Source organism: Ruegeria pomeroyi DSS-3 (assembly GCF_000011965.2).
Classification (GTDB): domain Bacteria; phylum Pseudomonadota; class Alphaproteobacteria; order Rhodobacterales; family Rhodobacteraceae; genus Ruegeria_B; species Ruegeria_B pomeroyi.
Genome location: NC_003911.12, coordinates 412327 through 435212 on the forward strand (window position 1 = coordinate 412327; position 22886 = coordinate 435212).

General features: G+C 66.3%; 23 protein-coding genes. 11 read left to right on the plus strand and 12 right to left on the minus strand.

The window, feature by feature from the left end; translation table 11 throughout:
• Window positions 1-57 precede the first annotated feature (57 nt).
• The 3 genes from rsmI (at window position 58) to gshB (ending at window position 2283) form a co-directional block, all read left to right on the plus strand.
• Entirely contained in the window at window positions 58-915 is an 858-nt protein-coding gene (gene rsmI / locus SPO_RS02020; protein WP_011046160.1) for a 16S rRNA (cytidine(1402)-2'-O)-methyltransferase, read from the plus strand.
• 1 nt (window position 916) lies between these two features.
• Complete coding sequence (locus tag SPO_RS02025) at window positions 917-1288, plus strand: YraN family protein (RefSeq protein WP_011046161.1); 372 nt, start codon at window positions 917-919, stop codon at window positions 1286-1288.
• A 62-nt stretch (window positions 1289-1350) separates the two neighbouring features.
• Complete coding sequence (gene gshB, locus SPO_RS02030; RefSeq protein WP_011046162.1) at window positions 1351-2283, plus strand: glutathione synthase; 933 nt, start codon at window positions 1351-1353, stop codon at window positions 2281-2283.
• Window positions 2284-2350: 67 nt separating this feature from the next.
• Here gshB and SPO_RS02035 read toward each other — a convergent pair whose 3' ends face one another.
• The 4 genes from SPO_RS02035 to cobU are packed head-to-tail and all read right to left on the minus strand — an operon-like array spanning window position 2351 to window position 5959.
• On the minus strand, window positions 2351-3865 hold the full coding sequence (locus tag SPO_RS02035) for a YifB family Mg chelatase-like AAA ATPase (RefSeq protein WP_011046163.1): 1515 nt from the start codon (window positions 3863-3865) through the stop codon (window positions 2351-2353).
• Window positions 3866-3923: 58 nt separating this feature from the next.
• Window positions 3924-4799: a glutathione S-transferase gene (locus SPO_RS02040; RefSeq protein ID WP_030003165.1), complete on the minus strand. Its 876-nt coding sequence runs from the start codon at window positions 4797-4799 to the stop codon at window positions 3924-3926.
• Between the two features lie 60 nt (window positions 4800-4859).
• Window positions 4860-5438, minus strand: coding sequence for a histidine phosphatase family protein (locus SPO_RS02045; RefSeq protein ID WP_011046165.1), 579 nt, complete (start codon window positions 5436-5438; stop codon window positions 4860-4862).
• Window positions 5435-5959, minus strand: a complete 525-nt coding sequence (cobU, locus tag SPO_RS02050) for a bifunctional adenosylcobinamide kinase/adenosylcobinamide-phosphate guanylyltransferase (protein ID WP_011046166.1) — start codon at window positions 5957-5959, stop codon at window positions 5435-5437. The genes SPO_RS02045 and cobU overlap by 4 nt, the downstream gene beginning before the upstream one ends.
• 98 nt (window positions 5960-6057) lie before the next feature.
• Here cobU and SPO_RS02055 point away from each other — a divergent pair, with 98 nt between their 5' ends.
• The 6 genes from SPO_RS02055 to SPO_RS02080 all read left to right on the plus strand — a co-directional run bounded on the left by SPO_RS02055 (window position 6058) and on the right by SPO_RS02080 (window position 11223).
• On the plus strand, window positions 6058-6936 hold the full coding sequence (locus tag SPO_RS02055) for an RNA polymerase factor sigma-32 (protein ID WP_011046167.1): 879 nt from the start codon (window positions 6058-6060) through the stop codon (window positions 6934-6936).
• Window positions 6933-7757, plus strand: coding sequence for a ChaN family lipoprotein (locus SPO_RS02060; protein ID WP_011046168.1), 825 nt, complete (start codon window positions 6933-6935; stop codon window positions 7755-7757). The genes SPO_RS02055 and SPO_RS02060 overlap by 4 nt, the downstream gene beginning before the upstream one ends.
• A gap of 79 nt (window positions 7758-7836) precedes the next feature.
• Window positions 7837-9033, plus strand: a complete 1197-nt coding sequence (coaBC, locus tag SPO_RS02065) for a bifunctional phosphopantothenoylcysteine decarboxylase/phosphopantothenate--cysteine ligase CoaBC (protein ID WP_011046169.1) — start codon at window positions 7837-7839, stop codon at window positions 9031-9033.
• A gap of 63 nt (window positions 9034-9096) precedes the next feature.
• The gene (gene dut, locus SPO_RS02070; protein WP_011046170.1) at window positions 9097-9552 is read left to right on the plus strand and encodes a dUTP diphosphatase; all 456 of its coding nucleotides are present in this window, start codon (window positions 9097-9099) and stop codon (window positions 9550-9552) included.
• Window positions 9552-10592, plus strand: a complete 1041-nt coding sequence (locus SPO_RS02075; RefSeq protein WP_011046171.1) for a HesA/MoeB/ThiF family protein — start codon at window positions 9552-9554, stop codon at window positions 10590-10592. The genes dut and SPO_RS02075 overlap by 1 nt, the downstream gene beginning before the upstream one ends.
• 25 nt (window positions 10593-10617) lie before the next feature.
• Window positions 10618-11223, plus strand: a complete 606-nt coding sequence (locus SPO_RS02080; protein WP_044027825.1) for a hypothetical protein — start codon at window positions 10618-10620, stop codon at window positions 11221-11223.
• A gap of 119 nt (window positions 11224-11342) precedes the next feature.
• Here the strand turns inward: SPO_RS02080 and SPO_RS02085 are convergent, their stop codons facing one another.
• Both SPO_RS02085 and SPO_RS02090 read right to left on the minus strand, forming a co-directional pair.
• A complete protein-coding gene (locus SPO_RS02085; RefSeq protein ID WP_051420305.1) occupies window positions 11343-11792 on the minus strand; it encodes a phasin family protein in 450 nt (149 codons plus the stop codon).
• 110 nt (window positions 11793-11902) lie between these two features.
• Window positions 11903-13114, minus strand: a complete 1212-nt coding sequence (locus SPO_RS02090; protein WP_011046174.1) for a trans-sulfuration enzyme family protein — start codon at window positions 13112-13114, stop codon at window positions 11903-11905.
• 121 nt (window positions 13115-13235) lie between these two features.
• On the opposite strand from SPO_RS02090, the gene SPO_RS02095 reads away from it, so the two are divergent.
• Complete coding sequence (locus SPO_RS02095) at window positions 13236-15251, plus strand: M3 family metallopeptidase (RefSeq protein WP_011046175.1); 2016 nt, start codon at window positions 13236-13238, stop codon at window positions 15249-15251.
• A 64-nt stretch (window positions 15252-15315) separates the two neighbouring features.
• Here SPO_RS02095 and SPO_RS02100 read toward each other — a convergent pair whose 3' ends face one another.
• The 6 genes from SPO_RS02100 to SPO_RS02125 form a co-directional block, all read right to left on the minus strand.
• Entirely contained in the window at window positions 15316-16248 is a 933-nt protein-coding gene (locus SPO_RS02100) for a 2-hydroxyacid dehydrogenase (RefSeq protein ID WP_030003166.1), read from the minus strand.
• Window positions 16249-16267: 19 nt separating this feature from the next.
• Window positions 16268-17407, minus strand: a complete 1140-nt coding sequence (gene rodA / locus SPO_RS02105) for a rod shape-determining protein RodA (protein ID WP_011046177.1) — start codon at window positions 17405-17407, stop codon at window positions 16268-16270.
• The gene (mrdA, locus tag SPO_RS02110; RefSeq protein ID WP_011046178.1) at window positions 17404-19350 is read right to left on the minus strand and encodes a penicillin-binding protein 2; all 1947 of its coding nucleotides are present in this window, start codon (window positions 19348-19350) and stop codon (window positions 17404-17406) included. The genes rodA and mrdA overlap by 4 nt, the downstream gene beginning before the upstream one ends.
• Before the next feature lies 1 nt (window position 19351).
• Window positions 19352-19888, minus strand: a complete 537-nt coding sequence (locus tag SPO_RS02115) for a hypothetical protein (RefSeq protein WP_011046179.1) — start codon at window positions 19886-19888, stop codon at window positions 19352-19354.
• A complete protein-coding gene (gene mreC, locus SPO_RS02120; protein ID WP_044027828.1) occupies window positions 19881-20798 on the minus strand; it encodes a rod shape-determining protein MreC in 918 nt (305 codons plus the stop codon). Before mreC ends, SPO_RS02115 begins: the two co-directional genes overlap by 8 nt.
• 79 nt (window positions 20799-20877) lie before the next feature.
• Window positions 20878-21924, minus strand: coding sequence for a rod shape-determining protein (locus SPO_RS02125; protein ID WP_011046181.1), 1047 nt, complete (start codon window positions 21922-21924; stop codon window positions 20878-20880).
• A gap of 165 nt (window positions 21925-22089) precedes the next feature.
• On the opposite strand from SPO_RS02125, the gene SPO_RS02130 reads away from it, so the two are divergent.
• On the plus strand, window positions 22090-22875 hold the full coding sequence (locus tag SPO_RS02130; RefSeq protein ID WP_011046182.1) for a 23S rRNA (adenine(2030)-N(6))-methyltransferase RlmJ: 786 nt from the start codon (window positions 22090-22092) through the stop codon (window positions 22873-22875).
• Window positions 22876-22886: the final 11 nt, after the last annotated feature.

Consider the following 22886-nt stretch of genomic DNA (forward strand, 5'->3'; position numbering starts at 1 on the left):
CGGCCCGCCGCATTGGTCGAGCCGCGATAATAAACGTCATGAAACACGGGTCCAGCGTTGAATTACCAAAAGCTCAGATTGCCTGCGGGCCTGTATTTCGTCGGCACCCCGATCGGGTCGGCGCGCGACATCACGCTCAGGGCGCTGGATGTGCTCGCTTCGGCCGAGGTGATCGCCGCCGAGGATACACGCTCGCTGCGCCATCTGCTTGATATTCACGGTGTGCCGCTCGATGGGCGGCGGGTCCTTGCCTATCACGATCATTCCGGCGCCGGGGCGCAGGCGCGGCTGCTGGAGGCATTGGCCGAGGGCAAGTCGGTGGCCTATGCCTCGGAGGCGGGGATGCCATTGATCGCCGATCCCGGTTTCGAATTGAGCCGCGCCGCCGCCGAGGCGGGACATATGGTGACCTGCGCACCGGGGCCATCGGCGGTGCTGACGGCGCTGACGCTTGCGGGCCTTCCGACGGATGCGTTTTTCTTCGCGGGGTTCCTGCCCAACGCCGCGGCGGCGCGCAAAACCCGACTCGAAACTTTGCGCGGGGTGCCCGGCACGCTGGTGTTTTACGAATCGCCCAAACGCCTGGCGGCCAGCCTGCGCGACATGGCAGAGGTGCTTGGCGGTGAGCGGCCAGCGGCACTGTGCCGTGAGTTGACCAAGAAATTCGAAGAGACCCGCCGCGATACCTTGGCCGGTCTGGCCGAAGCGCTGGCCGAGGCGCCGGTCAAGGGCGAGGTTGTGCTGCTGGTGGATCGCGCCCGTTCAGGCCCGGTTAAGGATTCCGACATAGAACAGGATCTGCTTGCGGCGCTTGAAACGCATTCCGTCCGGGATGCCGCCGATCTGGTGGCGCGCATGCATGATGTGCCCCGGCGCCCGGTCTACCAGTTGGCGCTGAAGCTCGGGAAGGGATGACATGAAGGCGCTTGCATCGCGCGGGACCCGAAATCACCTGGCCGGAGAAGCGGCCGAGAATTCGGTGCTGCGCGATTATGAGCGGCGCGGATATCACCTGGTCCGCCGCCGCTGGCGCGGCAGATGCGGCGAGATTGACCTGATCGCCCGGTCGGGTGACGAGGTCGTCTTTGTCGAGGTCAAGCAGAGCCGGGATTTCGCGCGTGCCGCCGAAAGCCTGGGTGCGCGCCAGATGAAACGCCTGCATGCGGCCGCGGCCGAGTTTCTGGCAGAGGAACCCGACGGGCAGCTGACGCCGATGCGCTTTGATGTGGCACTTGTCGATGGAACCGGTCGGCTTGAAATCGTCGAGAATGCCTTTGGTCATGGCTGATCGCCATTGAACCCACTGCCCCTCTGCGCCATGTATCTGGGCAATCGATAGAGGGACTTGCCATGAAGATCGCCTTTCAGATGGACCCGATCGGGGCCGTGAACATCAATGCCGACAGCTCTTTCCGGCTGGCCGAAGAGGCGCAGGCGCGTGGGCATGAGCTGTTCTATTACGGCCCTGATCAACTGGCCTATCAAGAGGGCCGGATCACCGCGCGTGGGCATGACATGACCGTGCAGCGCGTGGCTGGCGACCCGGCCGTTCTTGGGCCGCTGCGCGAGGTCGATCTGGCCGAATTCGATGTGGTCTGGCTGCGCCAGGATCCGCCGTTCGACATGCATTACATCACCTCGACCCATCTGCTGGACCGGCTCAAGGGGCAGACGCTTGTGGTCAACGACCCGTTCTGGGTGCGCAACTATCCCGAGAAGCTGCTGGTTCTGAATTTCCCCGAGCTGACCCCGCCCACCACCATCGCGCGTGATCTGGACACCATCCGCGCGTTCAAGGCCCGACATGGCGACATCATCCTGAAGCCGCTTTATGGCAATGGCGGTGCTGGCGTGTTCCGTCTGGACGAGAATGACCGCAACCTGTCGTCGCTGCACGAATTGTTCGTGGGGTTCTCGCGTGAGCCGCTGATCGTGCAGAAATACCTGCCGGATGTGCGCAAGGGCGACAAGCGGGTGATCCTCGTCGATGGAGAGGCCGTCGGTGCCATCAACCGGGTGCCCGCCGAGGGCGAGGTGCGGTCGAACATGCACGTGGGCGGGCGGCCCGAGAAGATCGGGTTGACCGACCGCGACCGCGAGATTTGCACCGCCATCGGCCCGCTCCTGCGGGAAAAGGGACAGATCTTTGTCGGGATCGACGTGATCGGCGACTATCTGACCGAGATCAACGTGACCTCGCCGACCGGTATTCAGGAACTGGAGCGCTTCGATGGGGGGAACATCGCCGGTCGTATCTGGGAAGCCATCGAGGCCAAGCTCTGAGCGTGCGGCAGGCGGCCGTTTTCCGTCGCGGAAAACGGCCCGGAAAACGAGTCGTTTTCCGGCACCCTCAATTCAATGCCTTGGCTGATACCCGAAAGCTGAGCGCTTCGGCGATATGGGGGCGGCGAATATCGGGTTCTCCGGCAAGATCGGCGATGGTGCGTGCCACCCGCAGGATGCGGTGATAGGCGCGCGCCGACAGGCCGAACCGGTCGGCGGCGGTGAGCAATAGATCGCGTCCCTCGGCATCCGGCGTGGCGATTTCTTCCAGCGCCTTGCCCTCGGCATCGGCATTCTGCCGCAATGTCGGATGGCCGCCGAAGCGCGCGGTCTGAACCGCCCGCGCCGCCGCCACCCGGGCCGCCACCTCGGCCGAGCCTTCGGCGCTGGGCGGCAGGTCGAGATCGGTGAAGGCCACTGGTGGCACCTCGATCCTGAGGTCGAACCGATCCATCAGGGGTCCCGAGATGCGACCCAGATAGTCTTCGCCACAGACGGGCACCCGGGCACAGGCCCGCGCCGGATCGCTGAGATAGCCGCAGCGGCAGGGATTGGCCGCCGCCACCAGCATGAACCGGCAGGGATATTTCACATGGGCGTTGGCGCGCGCCACCATCACCTCGCCGGTCTCGATTGGCTGGCGCAGGGTTTCCAGCACGGTGCGCGGAAACTCGGGGAATTCATCCATGAACAGCACCCCGTTATGGGCCAGGCTGATCTCTCCCGGTTTCGCGCCCTTGCCGCCGCCCACAATCGCGGCCATCGAGGCGGTGTGATGGGGTTCGCGAAACGGCCGGGTGCGGCTGATCCCGCCCTGGTCGAGCAGGCCGCAGAGCGAATGGATCATCGAGGTTTCCAGTGCCTCGACGGGGGTCAATGGCGGCAGGATGCCGGGGATGCGGGCGGCCAGCATGGATTTGCCCGACCCGGGTGTGCCGATCATGATCATGTGATGTCGGCCCGCCGCCGCGATTTCCAGCGCCCGTTTGGCCCGTTCCTGTCCCTTGACCTCGCGCAGATCGCGCTCAAAGGCGGCGGCGCTGACCTCTCCGGGGCGGGCTGCGTCGATCGGGGCCTGCCCGGTAAAATGGCGCACCACCGCTGATAGGGATGTGGCCCCGATCACCTTGGCCGCGTCAACCCAGGCCGCCTCGGCGCTGGACGCTTCGGGGCAGAGCAGCAGCCAGTCCTCTGCAGCTGCCGTCATCGCGGCGGGCAGCGCGCCAACCACCGGCACCAACGACCCGTCGAGCGACAGTTCCCCCAGCGCCAGCGTCGCCTCCGCGGCATCTGCGGGCACGATCTCCAGCGCGGCCAGCAAGGCCAGCGCGATGGGCAGGTCGAAATGGCTGCCCTCCTTGGGCAGGTCGGCGGGGGACAGGTTGATGGTGATCCGTTTCGATGGCAGCGCGATGGCCATGCCGCTGAGCGCGCTGCGCACCCGGTCGCGCGCCTCGGACACCGCCTTGTCCGGCAGGCCGACAATGGAGAAGGCGGGCAGGCCCGGCGTGACGGCGCATTGCACCTCGACCGGGCGGGCCTCGACCCCCTGAAACGCAACGGTATGGGCGCGGGCGACCATGTGGAACCTGCCTCTTGGTTAACGCTTCGTTGCTACCCCGAGGCAGGTTTAAGAATGGTTAACCCTTGGCCACCATCGCGGTGAATTTCGGCCATGCGCCGGGATCGGCCACCGTCTTGTCACGGCAGAACGCGTTGCAGAACCCCCAGACGCGCCCATCGAGTTCCAGGAAATCGCTCACCGGATCGCCGGAATAGGGGCAGGCTGTGTTGACCGAGGGGCCGGCCTCGACCGCGCGCGCGGCGCCGGGGGTGCCCACGGGCCAATCCCGCACCGGCAGGTCCAGCCCATAAGGCATCGGATCGTAGCGCACCGTCAGCCCCATTGCCCGCCATTGCCGTACGGCGGTATCGCCGAGCAGGAACAGGCAATAGTCCCGCGCCGCAGCGCTAACCGGCAGGCCATAACCGATGATGCGCGCGGCGACCGGCACATAGAACACATCCGCCAATGAATAGGTACCAAAGAGCGGCCCTGTCGCGGCGCCCGACACCGCCCTGGCATGCGACCAGAGCGTTTCGATGCGCGCCAGATCGGCCAGCGTTCCCGCACCGGGCTGAAACCCCTCGTAGCAATGGAGAAGCTGCATCGGGCATTCGCCGCGCAGGGCGGTGAAGCTCGACACCATCTCGGCGCACAGCCAGCGGGCGGTGGCGCGGGCGGCGGGATCTGCGGGCCACAGCCCGGCCTCGGGATGCCGCTCGGCCAGGGTCTCGGCCATGGCGAGGCTCTGGCCCAGTGCGATGCCGTCGGGTGTGCGCAGCGCCGGCACCTGTCGTGCCGGAGCCACGGGCGCCAGATCGGCGGCCATGGTGCCGGAATAAAGCCCCACCAGATGCGAGCGATAGGGGATACCGAATTTCTCAAGCATCAGCCAACCGCGCAGCGACCAGCTGGAGAAACTGCGGTCGCCGATATAAAGATCATATGTCATGAGCGGCACGTTACGCGGCAGGCAAATCGCCGGTAAATCGACGTTTCGTGCGGCGTAGCATCACACCAGATGATTGATCCGCCCGACCTCCCACCCCTGCGGCAGGCGCGTGATCTCGGTCACCGACAGGTTGTCGATCCGGTGGGCAAAGGCCTGGTCGGCTTCCAGCCGCAGCGCGCGCTGCACCTGGGTCAGGATCATGCCGAAATGGCCGACCACGATCAGATCGGCACCGGGATGGGCGGCGATCAGCGCGTCGATCTCGGCATCGACGCGGGCACAGACCTCGTTCCAGCTTTCACCGCCAGGCGGGCGCACATCGCCGGGGGTTTCCCAATAGGCGCGGATATGTTCGGGATCCTCGGCCTCGATTTCGGCAAAGCGGCGCAGTTCCCAGGCGCCAAAGTGGATCTCGCGCAGCGCGGCCCGGTGCGGCAGGCGGGTGCGGTCACCCTGGATGGCGCTGGCGGTATCGGCGGCGCGGCGCAGGTCGGACGAGACGACCAGCGCCTGTGGCGGCAGATGCGCCGCGAGGCGGGTCAGAAAGCCGGTATCACTCAGATCGGCGGGCAGGTCGGACCAGCCGACCATGGATTTTGCATGGGTGGGGCCGTGACGGACCAGATGTAGGCGGGTCACGGCAACTGCCCCTTAAGCGCCAAGGGCAGCCCGGCGACCACCAGCACGACCAGATCGGCCTCGGCCGCCAGCGCGATGTTGAGCCGCCCCTGCGCCTCGCGGAACCGGCGCGCCAGTGCGTTTTCGGGCACGATGCCGTGCCCCACCTCGTTCGAGACCATGACTAGCTGCGCCGGGCAATGGCGGATCGCGGCCATCAGCCGTTCCTGCGCGGCGTCCAGATCGCCCTCGGCCAGCAAGTGATTGCTCAGCCACATGGTGGCGCAGTCAAACAGGCAGATATCCCGCGCACTCAGCGCGGACAGGGCCGGGCCGGGCTCCAGCGGTTCCTCGATCGTGGTCCAACCCGGCCCGCGCTGGACCAGATGCCGGTCGATCTTGGCCTGCATCTCGGCATCAAAAACTTGTGAACTGGCGAAATAAACACGGGATTTTCCAGTGGAAACAACCATCTGTTCGGCAAATGACGACTTGCCCGATGCCGCACCGCCCAGAACCAAGGTGAATTTGGGATACAACATTCCTACCTTTCTGGTGATCCATCCGCGCAATCCGTGCGTAATGGGGAGGACGGCTCAGGGAAAGTCAAGCTGAGCGCCGGACATTTGGGGAGAGATGTATGGCACTGAACGACCCGCAGGACAAACGCATGTCCCGACAGGCGATGAAGGCCGAACTGCTCGATGCCGAGACCGAGCTGGCCCTGGCCTATGCCTGGCGCGACCACCGCGACGAGGCCGCCTTGCACCGCCTGATCACCGCCTATATGCGGCTGGCGATCTCGATGGCGGCCAAGTTCAAACGCTATGGCGCCCCGATGAACGACCTGATCCAGGAGGCCGGTCTGGGCCTGATGAAGGCCGCCGACAAGTTCGACCCGGATCGGGGCGTGCGGTTTTCGACCTATGCGGTCTGGTGGATCAAGGCCAGCATCCAGGACTATGTGATGCGCAACTGGTCGATGGTGCGGACAGGCTCGACCTCAAGCCAGAAATCGCTGTTTTTCAACATGCGCCGGGTGCAGGCCCGGCTGGAGCGCGAGGCCGCCACCGACGGGCTGGCGCTGGACCGGCATCAGCTGCACCAGATGATCGCCTCGGAAATCGGGGTGCCGCTGCGCGATGTGGAGATGATGGAGGGCCGGCTTTCGGGCTCGGATTTCTCGCTGAACGCGACCCAGGCCTCGGACGAGGAGGGGCGCGAATGGATCGAGGCGCTTGAGGACGAGAGCGAGCAGGCCGCCGAACTGGTGGCCCACCGGCACGATACCGAACAGCTGCGCGACTGGCTGATCGAGGCGATGCAGGCGCTGAACGAGCGCGAGCGCTTCATCGTGCGCGAGCGCAAGCTGCGTGACGAGCCGCGCACGCTGGAAAGCCTGGGCGATGAACTGGGGCTGAGCAAGGAGCGGGTGCGGCAGTTGGAAGCGGCGGCCTTTGCCAAGATGCGCAAGAGCCTTGAAGCGCGCTCGCGCGAGGTGCAACACTTCCTGGTATGAAACAGTTTTTTGCCGCGGGCCTGGCGCTGGCCCTGTGTTTGATCGCCCCGTTGCGGGCGGCATCCGCCGGTGAGCTGATCCCCGAGGACATCCTTGCGGCCATGCGGCAGGCTGACGTGGTGATCCTGGGCGAGACCCATGACAACCCGCGTCACCATCTGGTGCAGGCCGAGGCAATTGCCGCGCTTCAACCGGGTGCCGTAGTTTGGGAGATGTTGACCGAGGAGGGTGCCCAGCGCCTCAGACGCAAGGCCGTGAACGATCCCGCCGAGCTGGAACGCATCCTGCAATGGGCGGAGCTGGGCTGGCCACCGCTGGCGATGTACCTACCGGTCTTCGAGGCGGCGGATGCGCCCGTTTATGGCGCGCTGGTGCCGCGGGCCGCGGCGCGGGCGGCAATGGAGACCGGGGCCGCCGCCGCAATGGGCGCGGATGCCGCGCGCTTTGGTCTGACCGTGCCGCTGGCCGAGGCGGATCAGGCCGCGCGCGAGGCCGATCAGCAGGCTGCCCATTGCAACGCGATGCCGCCCGAGATGCTGCCACAGCTGGTGGCGATCCAGCGCCTGCGCGACGCGGTGCTGGCGCGGGCCATCCTGCGGGCGCAGGATGAAACAGGCGGCCCGGTCGCGGTGATCACCGGCAATGGCCACGCGCGGGCCGACCGGGGCATCCCGGTCTTTCTGTCCCGGATATCCCCGGGCCTGCGCGTCTATGTGCTGGGCCAGTCCGAAGGTGGCCTTATCGAGGGCCGGTTCGATGCGGTGATCGACAGCCCCGCCGCCCCGCGTGAAGACCCTTGTGCCGCTTTCGACAAGAGCTGAGGCCCGGGGTTTTGTGCTGGCGCTTGACCGGCGGCGGGCCTAAGTTCAGGGCCGACCCGGGTTTTCGGAGACGCGCGCCATGCTGGCTTCCAAACGCATCCTGCTGATCATCGGTGGCGGCATTGCCGCTTACAAGACGCTGGACCTGATCCGGCGGCTGCGCGAACGCGGCGCAGCGGTGACGCCGGTGCTGACCGGTGCCGCCGAGGAGTTCGTGACGCCGCTTTCGGTCTCGGCCCTTGCGGGAGAAAAGGTCTATCGCGCGCTTTTCGACCTGACCGACGAGGCCGAGATGGGCCATATCCAGCTGTCGCGCTCGGCCGATCTGGTGGTGGTGGCGCCCGCCACCGCCGATCTGATGGGCAAGATGGCGGCGGGGCTGGCCAATGACCTCGCCTCGACCCTTTTGATGGCAACGGATACCCCGGTGCTGATCGCTCCGGCGATGAATGTGCGCATGTGGCAGCATCCGGCGACACGGCGCAACCACGCGCAGCTGGCGGCGGATGGCATCCGTTTCATCGGGCCGAACGAGGGCGACATGGCCTGCGGCGAATACGGGCCGGGGCGGATGTCGGAACCGCTGGAAATCGTGGCCGCCATCGAGGCGGCGCTGGGCGACGGGCCGCTCAAGGGCAAGCGGGTGCTGGTGACCTCGGGCCCCACGCATGAGCCGATCGACCCGGTGCGCTACATCGCCAACCGGTCCTCGGGTGCGCAGGGAACAGCGGTGGCGCGTGCCTTGGCGGCGCTGGGCGCCGAGGTCGTGTTTGTTACCGGCCCGGCTGACGTACCGCCCCCGGATGGGGTCGAGGTGGTGCGCGTTCAAAGCGCGCGCGAGATGGACGCCGCCGTTGATGCGGCCCTGCCGGTGGATGCAGGGGTGTTTGCGGCGGCGGTTGCCGATTGGCGCGTGGCCAGCGCCTCGGACCGCAAGCTGAAGAAGTCCAGGGACGGGCTGCCGGTGCTGGAATTTGCCGAGAACCCGGACATCCTGAAACGGGTGAGCCGGATGGAAGCAGGCCGCCCGCCGCTGGTGGTGGGATTTGCCGCCGAGACCAATGACGTGATCGAGAATGCCACTGCGAAGCGGCTGCGCAAGGGCTGTGACTGGATCGTGGCCAATGATGTCAGCCCGGCCACCGGCATCATGGGCGGCAGCGAGAATGCGGTGATCCTGATCACCGGCGAGGGGGCCGAGGAATGGCCGCGCATGAGCAAGGAGGCGGTTGCCGACCGTCTGGCCCGGCGCATCGCCGAGACCTTGGTGGGGTAGAGATTTTTCGCCGAAAAATCTCGCGCGCCGCGCGGGAGGCGCAATGGAACAGGAAGGGTCGACATGGTTGCCATTCGGGTGATCCGGGATGCGGGGGCGGATACGCAGGTACCGCTGCCGTCTTACGAGACGACCGGCGCGGCGGGGGCCGATATCCGGGCCAATTTGCCTGATCGCGGGTCGCTGACGCTGGCCCCGGGCGGGCGGGCGCTGATCCCGACCGGACTGCGCGTCGAGATCCCTGCAGGTTACGAGATTCAGATCCGCCCCCGGTCGGGCCTGGCGCTGAAACACGGGATCACCCTGCCCAACACGCCTGGCACCATCGACAGCGATTATCGCGGGCCGCTTGGGGTAATCCTGCTGAACGCGGGCGCCGAGCCGTTCGAGGTGGTCCATGGCGAGCGGATCGCCCAACTGGTGGTGGCCCCTGTGGTGCAGGCCCGGTTCGAGTTGACCGAAGCCTTGGGTGAAACAGAACGCGGGGCGGGCGGTTTCGGCTCGACAGGGCGCGGCTGATGCTGCTGGTGCTGGCACTGGCGGCGGGTCTCTGGACCATGGGCCATGTGATGGGCGTGTCCCGCCGGGCCCGGCTGGTGATGCTCTGCGCCCTCTTTGCCGTTGTTCTGATGTTGCAATTCGCCTTGCCTGTGTCGCACCCGCTGCGCGCGGCGACCGGCGGGTCGCCTGCGCTCTGGCTGCTGATTGGCGGCTTTGCCCTTCTGGCCTTTGGCTATGGCAGCGGGGTCGCCTGGCTCAAGGCGCGCGCGCAGGGCCGACCTGCCGAGACCACGGCAAAACCCGGCAGTTTCACCGAGACCGAGCTGGACCGTTACGCCCGCCATATCGTGTTGCGCGAGTTGGGCGGACCAGGGCAGAAGCGGCTGAAGCAGGCGCGGGTTCTGGTGATCGGGGCCGGGGGGCTGGGCGCGCCCGCGCTGCAATATCTGGCGGCGGCAGGGGTCGGCACCATCGGTGTGATCGACGATGATGTGGTCGAGAACGCCAACCTGCAACGGCAGGTGATCCACCGCGATGCCGATATCGGCAAGCCCAAGGTGTTTTCGGCCGAGGCCGCCATGCTGGCGCAGAACCCGGCGATAGCCGTGCGCCCCTATCACCGGCGCCTGACCGAAGAGATCGCGGCCGATCTGTTTGCCGATTACGATCTGATCCTGGACGGGACCGACAATTTCACCACCCGCTATCTGGCCAACCAAGTGGCGGTGGCACAGGGCAAGCCTCTGATCTCGGGGGCGCTGTCGCAATGGGAAGGGCAGCTGAGCGTCTTTCACCCGGCAGGCGATACGCCCTGTTACCAGTGCATCTTTCCCGAGGCGCCCGCGCCCGGGCTGGCGCCGTCCTGTGCCGAGGCCGGGGTGATCGGCCCCTTGCCCGGCGTGGTGGGGGCGATGATGGCGGTCGAGGCGATCAAGCTGATCACCGATGCCGGAGCGCCCCTCAAGGGTGAAATGCTGATCTATGACGCGCTTTATGGCGAAAGCCGCAAGATTCGGCTCAGCCGCCGGGCCGATTGCCCGATTTGCGGCCAGGGGTGACCCGGCCCGAGGTCGCCGACGCGAGATGAGCACAGAAACGTTTCACGCCGAACTGGCCAATTATCTCGGGGTCGGGGACCTGCGCAGCGACTATCCCGATGGCGGCTGGTCGTGGAACCGCCACAGGCTGACACTGGGCCGCTACCGGGTGGAGTTGACGCAGGACCGCCAGATCGTCGCGCAGCGCCCGCGTGGTGGCGGGCTGATCCCGTCCACCCAACTTGCCATTTCCGGTGTGCGCAGCTTTGCCGAGGGCGAGCGGGTGAGCGACGATCTCTGCCGCCTGTTGTCATTGGCGGCGCAGTCGCAGGTGGTGCCGCTCAGCTACCGGTTCGGCGGTCGCGGACGCCAACCCCTGCACCCGATGGGGCAGGCAATCTATTTACGTCCTCTGTTGCCCATTCGTGACGGCGCCGCGATGCGGACCTATTTGGAAACGGTCTGGCCGCCTTGTTACCCTGCGCAACGAGATCGTGCATTTCGGCCTGTCCCATCGCCCTACGAGTCGCTGCGCGACCACCACGACCGTAGAAAGGAAATCCTGCACGAATACCTGCTGCGCCTGTTGGACTATCGCGGTCGGATGCTTCTCTATCGCCATGCGGCGCGGGTGGGCAAGGATATCGGTTGAACACACGGCAACCGCGCCGGGGGCCCGTTGGGCGCCCGGCGCCGGGCCCAACGCCGCCAGTGGGCATCTTTGATGCCTGCGCGGGGGCGGGAGCCTCCCCGGCCTGGATCAGACCTGGATCAGACCGGCTCGGATTTCGCCGATTTGGTCGCCTTGCGGGCCAGATCTTGGGCTTCGTTCAGCGTTTCGCCAACCGCCTCGGCCTCGGTCTTGGACACGTAATCGGCACAGCGCGAGACGGTGTCGAACCACTCGCGCGCATCCTCGACCAGCCGTTCGACCGAATGGCGCTGCCAGTCCATCACGGTTTCCATCGCCTGGGCCGGATTGGCCGGATCAGCGGCGGTGGCGCTGCGCGCTGCGTCCAGCGCGGTGCGGATCGCCTCGTGCCGGCGCTCGAACCAATGGCGGGTAAAGCGCTCGGATTCGGCCAGCAGCTTCTCCTGCGCGTCCCAGAACTGTTCCAGCTGCGGCTTGACCAGCGATGTCATCGACACCGGTCCTTGCATGGATTTCAACACCTCGGTGAACGAGGCGGGGGTGATCTTGGTTGTTTCTGTCTTGGCCATCTCTTCTCTCCCGGTCACGGTTACCGGCCCGAGTCTGGCAGACCCGCGCGGGGCCTGCCTTAACCCAGATCAATATGGCGGGTTTCCGCCTGCGCCCCGGCCTGTCGAGGTTAGGCGATCGCCCGATCCAGATCGGCGATCAGGTCCTCGGGGTCTTCCAGCCCCACCGACAGGCGGAAAATCCCGTCGCCCGCATAGGCGCGATAGGCTTCCAGTTGGGCGCCCTCCAGCCGGAACGAGGTTTCCATCAGCCCCTCGGTCCCCATCCAGAAGATCAGGCTGCGGTGATGGCCCAGAGACACGGCATAATGGATCACCTCAAGCCGCTCGATCATCTGCCGGGCCAGGCGTTCGCCCGTGGCGGCATCGCCCACCTGGAACGAGATCATCGCCGACATGTTCGACATCTGCCGCGCGGCAAGCTCCGCCTGCGGATGTGATGGCAGGCCGGGATAGATCACCCGACCGACGCGGGGATCGGCCTCCAGCCACTCGGCCACCGCATGTGCGCCCGCCGCATGCGCCTTCATCCTGAGCGGCAGCGTGGCGGCGCCGCGCGCGATCAGCCAGGCGTTGAAGGGTGACAGCACCCCGCCGTGATGGATCGCCGCCTCGACCCGCATCCGCGAGACCAGATCGGCCCGGCCACAGACCGCACCCGCCACCGCATCGCCATGGCCGCAGATGTATTTGGTGACCGAATGCATGGTCAGATCGACGCCCAGTGCAACCGTGTCCATTCCCAGGGGCGAGGCAAAGGTGGCGTCACAGCTCAACAGCGCGCCTGCCTGCCGTGCCAGGGCCGAGATCGCGGCCAGGTCGGTCAGCCGCCCGATCGGGTTCACCGGCGTTTCGGTATGGATCAGCCTGGTCTCGGGCCGGATCGCCGCCGCCACGGCGGCAAGGTCGGACATGTCCACGGTGCTGACCGCGATCCCCATCCGGGGCAGCGTGTCGCGCGCCAGTTCCGCCACGCCCGCATAAGAGACATCGGATACGATCACATGATCGCCTGCCGACAGGAAGGTGAAGAAGATCGCCGCCGCCGCCGCCATGCCCGACGCGGTGCACAGGCAGGCCTCGGTTCCCTGCATCGCGGCGATCTTGGCCTCGAGCATCGCGACGGTTGGATTGGCCCAGCGCGAATAGGCATAGGGGCTTTGCGGCGTCAGGTCATGGGCAGAGAAGCCCAGCACATCCTCGGACACATAGGTCGAGGACATGTGGATCGGCGGTGCCGAGGCCAGCGTTGCCGGATCCGGGGCCTCTCCGGCGTGAATTGCGGTGGTCATCGGGCCCGCCGGGCGGTTGGTCTTTGTCATAGTGTCTCCTCCTCGCGGCCGAGCCTGCGGGGCCAACGAACGGGATGCAACCCGGTTTCGCGCTGGCACCTCTGGACCATTGCGGCCCGCGCTCCTAGCTTGTCGGACAAAGGAGAGCCGCATGACCAATCCCATCCTTGCCGACTGGCAGACCCCGTTCGACATCGCCCCGTTCGACCGGATCGCAGACAGCGATTTCGCCCCGGCGCTGGAGGTGGCGCTGGCCGAACACCGGGCCGAGATCGCCGCCATCGCCGACAGCCCCGAGGCGCCGACCTTTGCCAATGTGATCGAGGCGCTCGAGGCGGCAGGCGGCGCGCTGGACCGGGTGCTGGGCGTGTTCTTTACCGTGGCGGGTGCGGACAGCAATCCGGCGCGCGAAGAATTGCAGCGCGCGTTCTCGCCCCAGCTGGCGGCGCATTTTTCCGAGATTTCGGCCAACAAGGCGCTGTTCGCCCGCGTCGCCGCCGTGTGGGAGGCGCGCGCGGATCTCGAACTGAGCGACGAACAGCAGCGGGTGCTGATGCTGACCCATCGTGGCTTTGTCCGTGCGGGCGCGGCGCTCAGCGGTGAGGCTGAAGCGCGGATGAAAGAGATCAAGGCGCGACTGGCGGTGCTGGGTACCGAATTCACCCAGAACCTGCTGGCGGACGAGCGCGACTGGTTCATGGACCTGTCCGAGGACGATCTGGAGGGGCTGCCTGATTTCGTCACCGCCGCCGCCCGCGCGGCGGGGCAAGAAAAAGAGGCCGCAGGCCCGGTGGTGACCCTGTCGCGCTCGCTGATCGTGCCGTTCCTGCAATTCTCGCCGCGCCGCGATCTGCGTGAGCGGGCCTATCGCGCCTGGGTGGCGCGTGGGGCCAATGGCGGCAAGACCGACAACCGCGCCATCGCGACCGAGACCCTGACCCTGCGCCAGGAGCGCGCGGCGCTATTGGGCTATGACAGTTTCGCCGCATACAAGCTGGAAACCGAGATGGCGCGTAGCCCCGACCGGGTGCGCGATCTCTTGATGCAGGTCTGGGCACCCGCCCGCGCGCGGGCCGAGGCGGATGCCGAGGTGCTGACGGCGATGATGCAGGAGGACGGGATCAACGGCCCGCTGGAACCCTGGGACTGGCACTATTACGCGGCACGGCGGCGCAAGGCCGAGCATGATCTGGATGAAGCGGCGCTGAAACCCTATCTGCAGCTCGACCGCATGATCGAGGCGTCCTTTGCCTGTGCCAACCGCCTGTTCGGGCTGGAGTTCCGCCCGCTCGACATCGCGCTCTATCACCCCGATTGCCGGGCCTGGGAGGTGACACGGGATGGTCGGCATGTGGCCGTCTTTATCGGCGACTATTTCGCGCGCGGCTCGAAACGCTCGGGCGCCTGGTGCTCGGCGATGCGGGCGCAGGCGAAGTTCCCGCGCACCCAGGCGCCGGTGGTGATCAACGTCTGCAACTTCGCCAAGGGCGATCCGGCGCTGCTGAGCTATGATGACGCGCGCACTCTGTTTCATGAATTCGGCCACGCGCTGCACCAGATGCTGTCGGATGTGACCTATGAAAGCGTGTCGGGCACATCGGTCGCGCGCGATTTCGTGGAACTGCCCAGCCAGCTTTACGAGCATTGGCTGGAGGTGCCCGAGGTGCTGGCCGAGTTCGCCACCCATGCCGAGACCGGTGCGCCGATGCCCGCCGAGATGCTGGAAAAGGTGTTGGGCGCGGCCAATTTTGACCAAGGGTTCCAGACGGTGGAATATGTCGCCTCGGCCCTGGTGGACCTGGCGTTTCACGACGGCCCGGCGCCGTCTGATCCGATGGCGAAACAGGCCGAGGTGCTGGCGGAGCTGGGGATGCCCCATGCCATCGGCATGCGGCACGCCACCCCGCATTTCGCGCATGTCTTTGCCGGTGATGGCTATAGCTCGGGCTATTACAGCTATATGTGGTCCGAGGTGATGGATGCCGACGCCTTTGCCGCGTTCGAGGAGGCGGGCGGTGCCTTTGACCCGGACCGGGCCGAAGCGCTGGAGCGGCATATCCTGTCGACAGGCGGGTCGCGCGATGCCGAGGACCTCTATCTGGCCTTCCGGGGCCGCTTGCCGGGGGTCGAGGCCCTGCTCAAAGGCCGCGGATTGATCGCGGCCTGAGATTTTTCGTCGAAAAATCTCGCCTCCGGCGGGCGTGTTTTCGGTGAAATGAAGGGGCGCAGGGTCAATAGCCGAGGCTGCGGTCGACCAGGTGCAGGAACATCTCGCCGCTTTCGCCCCGGCGAATATTCTCGCAGATCACCTGTGCTGCCGTTTCGGGACGGGTTTCCGAGGCGATATGCGGGGTGACGGTGACATTGGGATGTCCCCAATAGGGATGATCGCGGGGCAGCGGTTCGATGCGGAACACATCGAGCGTCGCATGGCCCACCTGCCCGCTGTCAAGCGCGGCAAGCAGGGCGTCGTCGTCGATCAGCGGCCCGCGTCCGGGATTGATGATGCGGGCGCCCCGGGGTAGGCGGGCCAGCGTTTGGGTATTAAGCGTGTTTTCGGTTGCCGCTGTGCTGGGCAGCAGCAGAACGAGGATTTCGGCGCGGGCCAGCGCCTGGTCCAGCCCGTCCGGCCCATGCAGGCAGGCGATGCCGGGCAGTTCCTTGGGCGATCTGCTCCACCCCGTGACCTGGAAGCCGAGTGCGCTCAGGGCGCGCGCGGCGGCCTCTCCCAGCGCGCCGAGGCCCAGGATGGTGACCTGCCTCTGGCTGGCCAGTGGTGGCACGTCCTGGCGCCAGTCGCCGTTCAGCCCGTGGATATGGGCATCCATCCCGAGATGGTAGCGCAGCACATGCCCCACCACCCATTCGGTCATGCCCTGGGTCAGCCCGTGATCGACCATCCGCGCCAAGGGCACCGTCAGGGTGGGATTGTCCGCGATGCTCTCGACCCCGGCCCAGAGGCTCAACACCGCCTTGAGCCGGGTGAAGGGGGTGAAATCGCGCAGGCCGCCATTGGGGGCATAGACGACATAGTCGACCTCCTCCGGTGGGAAGTCTCTGCGCAGGTCAAAGTCGATGCCCATTTCACGGAGATAGGTCGAGATCAGCGGCTGATAGACGGGCCAAAGTTCGGAACGCGCGGAAAAGAGCACATTTGCGGGCATCAGGGAGCCTTTCACTAGGTCAGCGGGGCCGGTGGATATGGGCGCTGTGCACAAGGCCGAACGCCACCAGCAGCACCAGCATGGCAGAACCGCCATAGCTGACCATCGGCAGCGGCACCCCGACCACCGGGGCGAGCCCCATCACCATCGACATGTTAACCGCAAAGAACAGGAAGAAATTGACCGCGATCCCCAGTGTCACAAGCGAGGAGAACCGGTCGCGCGTGGCAAGCGCGGTGGCCACGCAAAACGCGATGATCAGCGCATAGAGCGACAGCAGAGAAATACCGCCGATAAAGCCGAACTCCTCGGCCAGCGTGGTAAAGATGAAATCGGTATGTTTTTCGGGCAGGAAGTTCAGCCGAGACTGGGTGCCCTGCATGAAGCCCCGCCCCGACCAGCCGCCCGACCCCAGCGCGATCTTTGACTGGGTGATGTGATAGCCGGCGCCGAGCGGATCCGAGGACGGGTCCAGAAAGGTGTCGATGCGGCGGAACTGATAATCCTTGAGCAATTGCCAATCGGTTCCACGGCTTTTGAACACGGCCGTGATCAGCCCCACGCCCGCCGCGATGACGGCGGCGAAATAGGCCCAATGCACCCCGGCCAGGAACATCAACGCCCCACCCGCAGAGAGCAGCAGGATGGCGGTGCCCAGGTCGGGCTGTTTCAACACCAGCGCGGTGGGGACCAGGATGATCAGCACCGGCACCAGCACCCAGAGCGGGCGCGAGGTCTTCTTGCCCGGCAGCCAGTCGTAATAGGCTGCCAGCACCATCACCAGGGTGATCTTGGTCAGCTCCGAGGGTTGCAGGCGCATGAAACCCAGGTCGATCCAGCGCTGGGCGCCCATGCCGACGGCGCCGAACAGCTCGACCATGACCAGCAACACCAGCGATCCGCCATAGGCGACGGCGGCCATGTTGCGCCAGAACCAGATCGGCACCATCGCCACCGCGGTCATCACCACCAGCCCGGCCATGAACCGCTTGATCTGCGGTTCGGCCCAGGGGCTGAACGAGCCGCCGGCGACGGAATAGAGCATCAGGAAACCGGCCGAGGCGACCGAGATCAACAGCAGCGTCAGCGGCCAGTTCATGTAGAGAATCTTGCGCAGGCCGCTGGGTGTCGATTTGACCGTATACTCAAGATAGCTCATGCGCGGTCCTTGTCCTCGGGCCGGGTGACCGGGCGCAACTCGCGGCGCAGCCGTTCCTGCTGCGCCTCGATCCGGCTGCGGTCCTTGGCCGGATAGGACTCGAGTGGCGGGAACCCGTCATAGAGCGCCTGAAGCAGGATGTCGCGGGCGATCGGCGCCGCCGCGGTCGAGCCGCCGCCGCCATGTTCGACCACCACCGACACCGCGAAACGCGGGTTGTCGAAGGGGGCGAAGCAGACAAACAGCGCATGGTCGCGGCGTTCCCAGGGCAGGTCCTCGTTGCGGATCACCCCGGCGGCACGCTCGGCGGCTGTAATGTTGCGGACCTGACTGGTGCCGGTCTTGCCCGCCATCCGGTTGTCATCGGCCAGGATGCGGCTGCGATAGGCGGTGCCACGGCGATTGTTGCTGACCGCGTACATGCCCTTGCGCAGGCGGCGCAGGTTGGCCTGGTTCACCGCCAGCGGCTCGCCCGCGCCCGAGGGCTGCTCGACCCCGTCGATGGATTTCACCAGCCGCGGCGCCACCTTGCGCCCGGTGGCGATCCGGGCGGTCATCACCGCCAGTTGCAGCGGCGAGGCCAGCATGAAGCCCTGACCGATCGAGGCGTTGGCGGTATCGCCGACCAGCCAGTCCTGGCCATGCACGCGCGCCTTCCAGTCGCGGTTGGGGGCCAGCCCGCGCGCCACGGCGGACATCGGGATATCGTGGCGGACGCCCAGGCCGAACTCCTCGGCCATGGCCGAGATCCTGTCGATCCCGACCTTGAGCGCCACGTCGTAGTAATAGACGTCGCAGCTCTGCTCCAGCGACTCTTCCAGGTTCATATGGCCGTGGCCGCCGCGTTTCCAGCAATGGAAACGGCGGTTACTGACCTCGAGGAAGCCGGGGCAATAGACCGTCTCCTCGGGGTTGGTGATCCCTGCCTCGAGCGCCGCCATCGCGGTGATCATCTTGAAGGTCGAGCCGGGCGGATAGGCGCCCTGGACCGACTTGTTGGCCAGCGGGCGATAGGGGTCCTCGGTCAGGCCCCGGTAGTCGGCCACCGAGATGCCACGCACGAACAGGTTGGGATCGAAACTGGGGGCCGAGGCGATGGCGCGCAGGTCGCCGGTTTCGCAGTCGATGACCACGGCAGCCGCGCTTTCCTGTCCCAATCTTGCCTGCACATAGGATTGCAGCGCCGAGTCCACGGTCAGCTGCAGATCGGCGCCGGGCTTGCCCTCGCGCCGGTCCAGCTCGCGCATGACGCGGCCATTGGCGTTGACTTCGACCCGTTTGGCGCCGGCCTTGCCGCGCAGCAGATCCTCTTGCTTGGCCTCCAGCCCGACCTTGCCGATCTGAAAGCGCGGGATGCGCAGCACCGGTTCAGGGTCCTGTATCTGGCTCAGGTCATAGTCGCTGACCGGGCCGACATAGCCCACCACATGGGCAAAATCGCTGGCCTGCGGATAGACCCGGGTCAGGCCGACCTCGGGCGTGATGCCGGGCAGGGCGGGGGCGTTCACCGCCACTTTCGAGATATGTTCCCAACTGATCTGGTCGGCCAGGGTAACAGGCAGGAAGGGCGGCGAGCGGCGCATCTCGGCCAGGGCGCGGTCCAGTTCCTCGGGATCGAGCGGGATCAGACGCTGCAGATTGGCAACCACCGCATCCACATCGCCCGCGTCCTCGCGCACCATGACGATCCGATACGAAGGGGTGTTCTGGGCGATGATGGCACCGTTGCGGTCAAACAGCTCGCCCCGGGACGGCGGGATCAGGCGGATGTTGATCCGGTTTTCCTCGGCCAGCAGGCGAAACTGATCGGCCTGATCGACCTGCATATAGCGCATGCGCATCGCCAACCCGCCGATGAAGGCCGCCTGTATCCCGCCCAGCAGCAGGGTGCGGCGGGTCAGAACCCGCTGTACCTTGTCCATGTCACGGGCCGACCGTCTCATCTCAGCGCGCTCCCAGAGTCTCGGCATCCGCAGGTGTCAGATGGCGCACGCCGAACACCGCCTGGCTGGCCCCGGCTACCAGAGGATAGATAAGGATGGTCAGCACCAGTTGCGAGGCCACCAGGAACAGCGGCGCCTGATCGACAGAGGTGATCGCCAGCACGATCCGGTAAAGCAGGGCAATCGCCATCAGCACCACCGCCACCGCCAACCATTCCGCGACAAAGCCGGTCTCGCCATGATTGCCGAAACGGCTGTGAAGGAACACCGTGCCCGCCACCGTCAGCGCCGCCAGCAGGCCGGGCGGGCGCTGCAGCAGCAGATCGGCCAGCAGGATCACGATGGCGATCAACAGCGGCGGCACGAAATCGGGTCGGCGCAGCGACCAGGCCAGTGTCAGCGCCAGGAGCAGATCGGGCGAGGCCCAGCGCTTGGGCAAGGTATCCAGCGGCAGCAGGTGAAAGAACAGGATCACCATCGCCAAACCGGCATAGCTCAGGCGCATCACCCAGATGCGCGAGGGCGCGAGGCTATCCATCGGTGGCCTCCGCTGGGGTGGTCAGCGCCGAGGTATCGGGCGCGGCGGGGGCCGGTGGGCCGACCACGTCGCCGTGATCTTCGATCTTCTCGGTGCCGTGATGACGCAGCACGCGCAGGAACTCCAGCCGTTCGTAATCGGCCGACAGGCGTACGCGCAGGCGCCCGGTCCGGTCCTCGGCCACCTGTCCGATCAAGAGACCGGCGGGAAACACGCCGCCATCACCCGAGGTGACCACCCGGTCGCCGGGACGGACAAGCTCGCGGTTCTCCAGGAAATCGACCACCGGGGCAGCGGTGTTGTCGCCGGTGATCAGCGCGGTCTGCCCCGAGGGCTGGATGGTGGCGGGGATCGAACTGGCCGCGTCGGTCAGCAGGATGACCCGGGCCGAGGATTGCCCCACGCCCGAGATCCGGCCCACCAGCCCGATCCCGTCCATCGCGGCCCAGCCATCGACGATCCCGTCGCGCGCGCCCACGTTCAGCAGCACCGATTGCCGGAAGGGAGAGCCGCTATCGGCCATCACTACGCCGGTGATATAGGTCAGGCGCGGATCGAGGCGGACATTGTTCAGGTCCAGCAGCCGGGCGTTTTCCTGTTCCAGTTGCAGCGCGGCCTCTTTCCAGGCGCGCATCTGGCGCAGCTCGCTGCGCAGCTCGCGGTTCTGCTCGCTCAGCCGCTGATAGCTCTGGAAATCGCGGATCAGGTTGATGGTGCCGGTGACCGGCACCATGGCCCAGTCCATCGAGGGGATGACCGTGTCGACGACCTGGGCGCGGAAGCGTTCGACCCGCGGGCTGTCGATGCGCCAGACCAGAAAGATGCCCAGCAGACACAGCAGCAGAACCCCGAGCAACAGGCGGCGCAGGGGGCCGGCATAGTCCTCGCGCTGTGAGCGGTCGCGTGCCAAAGAGGTCCTTTCCGCCAATCGTCCGAGCCGCCGGATGGCAGCCGCCTAGACCGCCAGTTACCCCCGGATCCTGCGCGGCTTAGCTGTCGTAGTCAATCGCGTGGCGCAGCTGCTTTTCGTATTCCAGCGCCTTGCCGGTGCCGAGTGCCACACAGTTCAGGCTTTCATCGGCAATCGAAACCGCCAGCCCGGTCTGTTCGCGCAGGGCCAGGTCAAGATCGCCCAGCAGCGCACCGCCGCCGGTCAGCATGACGCCCCGGTCGACGATATCGGCTGCCAGATCGGGCGGCGTGGTCTCCAGCGCGGTCATCACCGCCTCGCAGATCTGCTGCACCGGTTCGGCCAGCGCCTCGGCCACCTGGGCCTGGCTGATCTCGATCTCCTTTGGCACGCCATTGAGCAGGTCGCGACCCCGGATCAGCATCGACTGGCCGCGCCCGTCATCGGGCATGCGCGCGGTTCCGATCGAGGTCTTGATGCGTTCGGCGGTGCTTTCGCCCACCAGCAGGTTCTGCTGACGGCGCAGGTAGCTGATGATCGCCTCGTCCATCCGGTCGCCGCCGACGCGGACCGAGCGGGCATAGACGATGTCACCCAGCGACAGGACGGCCACCTCGGTGGTGCCGCCGCCGATATCGACAACCATGTTGCCGGTCGGGTCGGTGATCGGCATGCCGGCCCCGATGGCCGCCGCGATGGGTTCGGCGATCAGGCCCGCGCGGCGGGCGCCGGCGCTCAGCACCGACTGACGGATCGCGCGCTTTTCCACCGGGGTGGCGCCATGGGGGACGCAGACGATGATCTTGGGTTTCGAGAAGGTCGAGCGTTTGTGCACCTTGCGGATGAAATGCTTGATCATCTCTTCGGCGGTGTCGAAATCGGCGATCACGCCTTCGCGCATCGGGCGGATCGCCTCGATGCTGCCCGGGGTTCGGCCCAGCATCAGCTTAGCATCCTCGCCCACGGCGAGAACCTTCTTGACCCCGTCCTTGACGTGATAGGCCACCACCGAGGGTTCGGACAGGATGATGCCCCGTCCCTTGACATAGACCAGCGTGTTGGCGGTTCCCAGGTCGATGGCCATGTCCGCTGCGAACAGACCACTCAAATTGTCAAAGAACCCCATTGCGGTTGATCCTGCTCTTCTCGATTGTTGCGATTGCCCGCGACTCGACGGCTCGGGGCCGATTGACTTATAGGGCGCGCAGGCACTGTGGAAAAGGGCCGATTCTGCGCGGGTCAGCACCAATCCGCCGCGCCGAGACATATGACGCGGGGGCAGGACAGGCAAATGCTATCTTATCAGCACATTTATCATGCCGGGAACCTGGCCGATGTCCAGAAACATGCGCTGCTGGCGCTGGCGCTTGACTATCTGACGCGCAAGGACAAGCCGCTGAGCTATCTGGAAACGCATGCCGGGCGTGGACTTTATCACCTGGATGCGGCCGAGGCGGTGCGCACGGGCGAGGCGGGGGCCGGGATCGGCCGGGCCGAAGGGGCGGCATGGTTCGATCCGGCCCATCCGATGACGCGGGTGCTGGCAGCTGTGCGGACGGATCACGGCGCTATGGCCTATCCCGGCTCGCCGCTGGTGGCGGCGCATCTGCTTCGGCCCGGTGATATGATGCACCTGGCCGAGCTGCATCCGCAGGAACACGCAGCGTTGGAACAGGCGATGGCGGGATATCCGGCACGGGTCTACCGGCGGGACGGGGTCGAGATGGCGCAATCGCTGCTGCCACCCGAGCCTCGGCGGGGCATGATGCTGATCGATCCCAGCTATGAGGTGAAATCCGACTATGACCGGATACCGGCGGTGATCGCGCAGCTGCATCGCAAGTGGAATGTGGGCGTGATCGCGCTCTGGTACCCGATCCTGACCGATGAACGGCACAAGGTGATGCTGGCGGCGCTGGAGCGGCTGGACCTGCCCAGGGTTCTGCGGCACGAGGTCCGCTTTGCGCCCGCCCGCGAGGGGCACCGGATGGTCGGGTCGGGCATGTTCGTGATCAATGCGCCCTTCGGACTTGCCGACGAGGCGGCACGCCTTTCGGGCCTGTTCGCCCAGCTCTGAGAGGGGCGCCG

Excerpts from the sequence above, each read along its gene's own strand:
- SPO_RS02085 (WP_051420305.1), bottom strand. The coding sequence starts at position 11,792 with ATGGCCAAGACAGAAACAACCAAGATCACCCCCGCCTCGTTCACCGAG.
- SPO_RS02130 (WP_011046182.1), top strand. The coding sequence starts at position 22,090 with ATGCTATCTTATCAGCACATTTATCATGCCGGGAACCTGGCCGATGTC.
- SPO_RS02060 (WP_011046168.1), top strand. The coding sequence starts at position 6,933 with ATGAAACAGTTTTTTGCCGCGGGCCTGGCGCTGGCCCTGTGTTTGATC.
- SPO_RS02055 (WP_011046167.1), top strand. The coding sequence starts at position 6,058 with ATGGCACTGAACGACCCGCAGGACAAACGCATGTCCCGACAGGCGATG.
- dut (WP_011046170.1), top strand. The coding sequence starts at position 9,097 with ATGGTTGCCATTCGGGTGATCCGGGATGCGGGGGCGGATACGCAGGTA.
- gshB (WP_011046162.1), top strand. The coding sequence starts at position 1,351 with ATGAAGATCGCCTTTCAGATGGACCCGATCGGGGCCGTGAACATCAAT.
- SPO_RS02075 (WP_011046171.1), top strand. The coding sequence starts at position 9,552 with ATGCTGCTGGTGCTGGCACTGGCGGCGGGTCTCTGGACCATGGGCCAT.
- SPO_RS02125 (WP_011046181.1), bottom strand. The coding sequence starts at position 21,924 with ATGGGGTTCTTTGACAATTTGAGTGGTCTGTTCGCAGCGGACATGGCC.
- SPO_RS02100 (WP_030003166.1), bottom strand. The coding sequence starts at position 16,248 with ATGCCCGCAAATGTGCTCTTTTCCGCGCGTTCCGAACTTTGGCCCGTC.
- SPO_RS02035 (WP_011046163.1), bottom strand. The coding sequence starts at position 3,865 with ATGGTCGCCCGCGCCCATACCGTTGCGTTTCAGGGGGTCGAGGCCCGC.
- SPO_RS02080 (WP_044027825.1), top strand. The coding sequence starts at position 10,618 with ATGAGCACAGAAACGTTTCACGCCGAACTGGCCAATTATCTCGGGGTC.
- mrdA (WP_011046178.1), bottom strand. The coding sequence starts at position 19,350 with ATGAGACGGTCGGCCCGTGACATGGACAAGGTACAGCGGGTTCTGACC.
- SPO_RS02115 (WP_011046179.1), bottom strand. The coding sequence starts at position 19,888 with ATGGATAGCCTCGCGCCCTCGCGCATCTGGGTGATGCGCCTGAGCTAT.
- SPO_RS02090 (WP_011046174.1), bottom strand. The coding sequence starts at position 13,114 with ATGACAAAGACCAACCGCCCGGCGGGCCCGATGACCACCGCAATTCAC.
- cobU (WP_011046166.1), bottom strand. The coding sequence starts at position 5,959 with ATGTTGTATCCCAAATTCACCTTGGTTCTGGGCGGTGCGGCATCGGGC.
- coaBC (WP_011046169.1), top strand. The coding sequence starts at position 7,837 with ATGCTGGCTTCCAAACGCATCCTGCTGATCATCGGTGGCGGCATTGCC.
- SPO_RS02025 (WP_011046161.1), top strand. The coding sequence starts at position 917 with ATGAAGGCGCTTGCATCGCGCGGGACCCGAAATCACCTGGCCGGAGAA.
- SPO_RS02095 (WP_011046175.1), top strand. The coding sequence starts at position 13,236 with ATGACCAATCCCATCCTTGCCGACTGGCAGACCCCGTTCGACATCGCC.
- rodA (WP_011046177.1), bottom strand. The coding sequence starts at position 17,407 with ATGAGCTATCTTGAGTATACGGTCAAATCGACACCCAGCGGCCTGCGC.
- SPO_RS02040 (WP_030003165.1), bottom strand. The coding sequence starts at position 4,799 with ATGACATATGATCTTTATATCGGCGACCGCAGTTTCTCCAGCTGGTCG.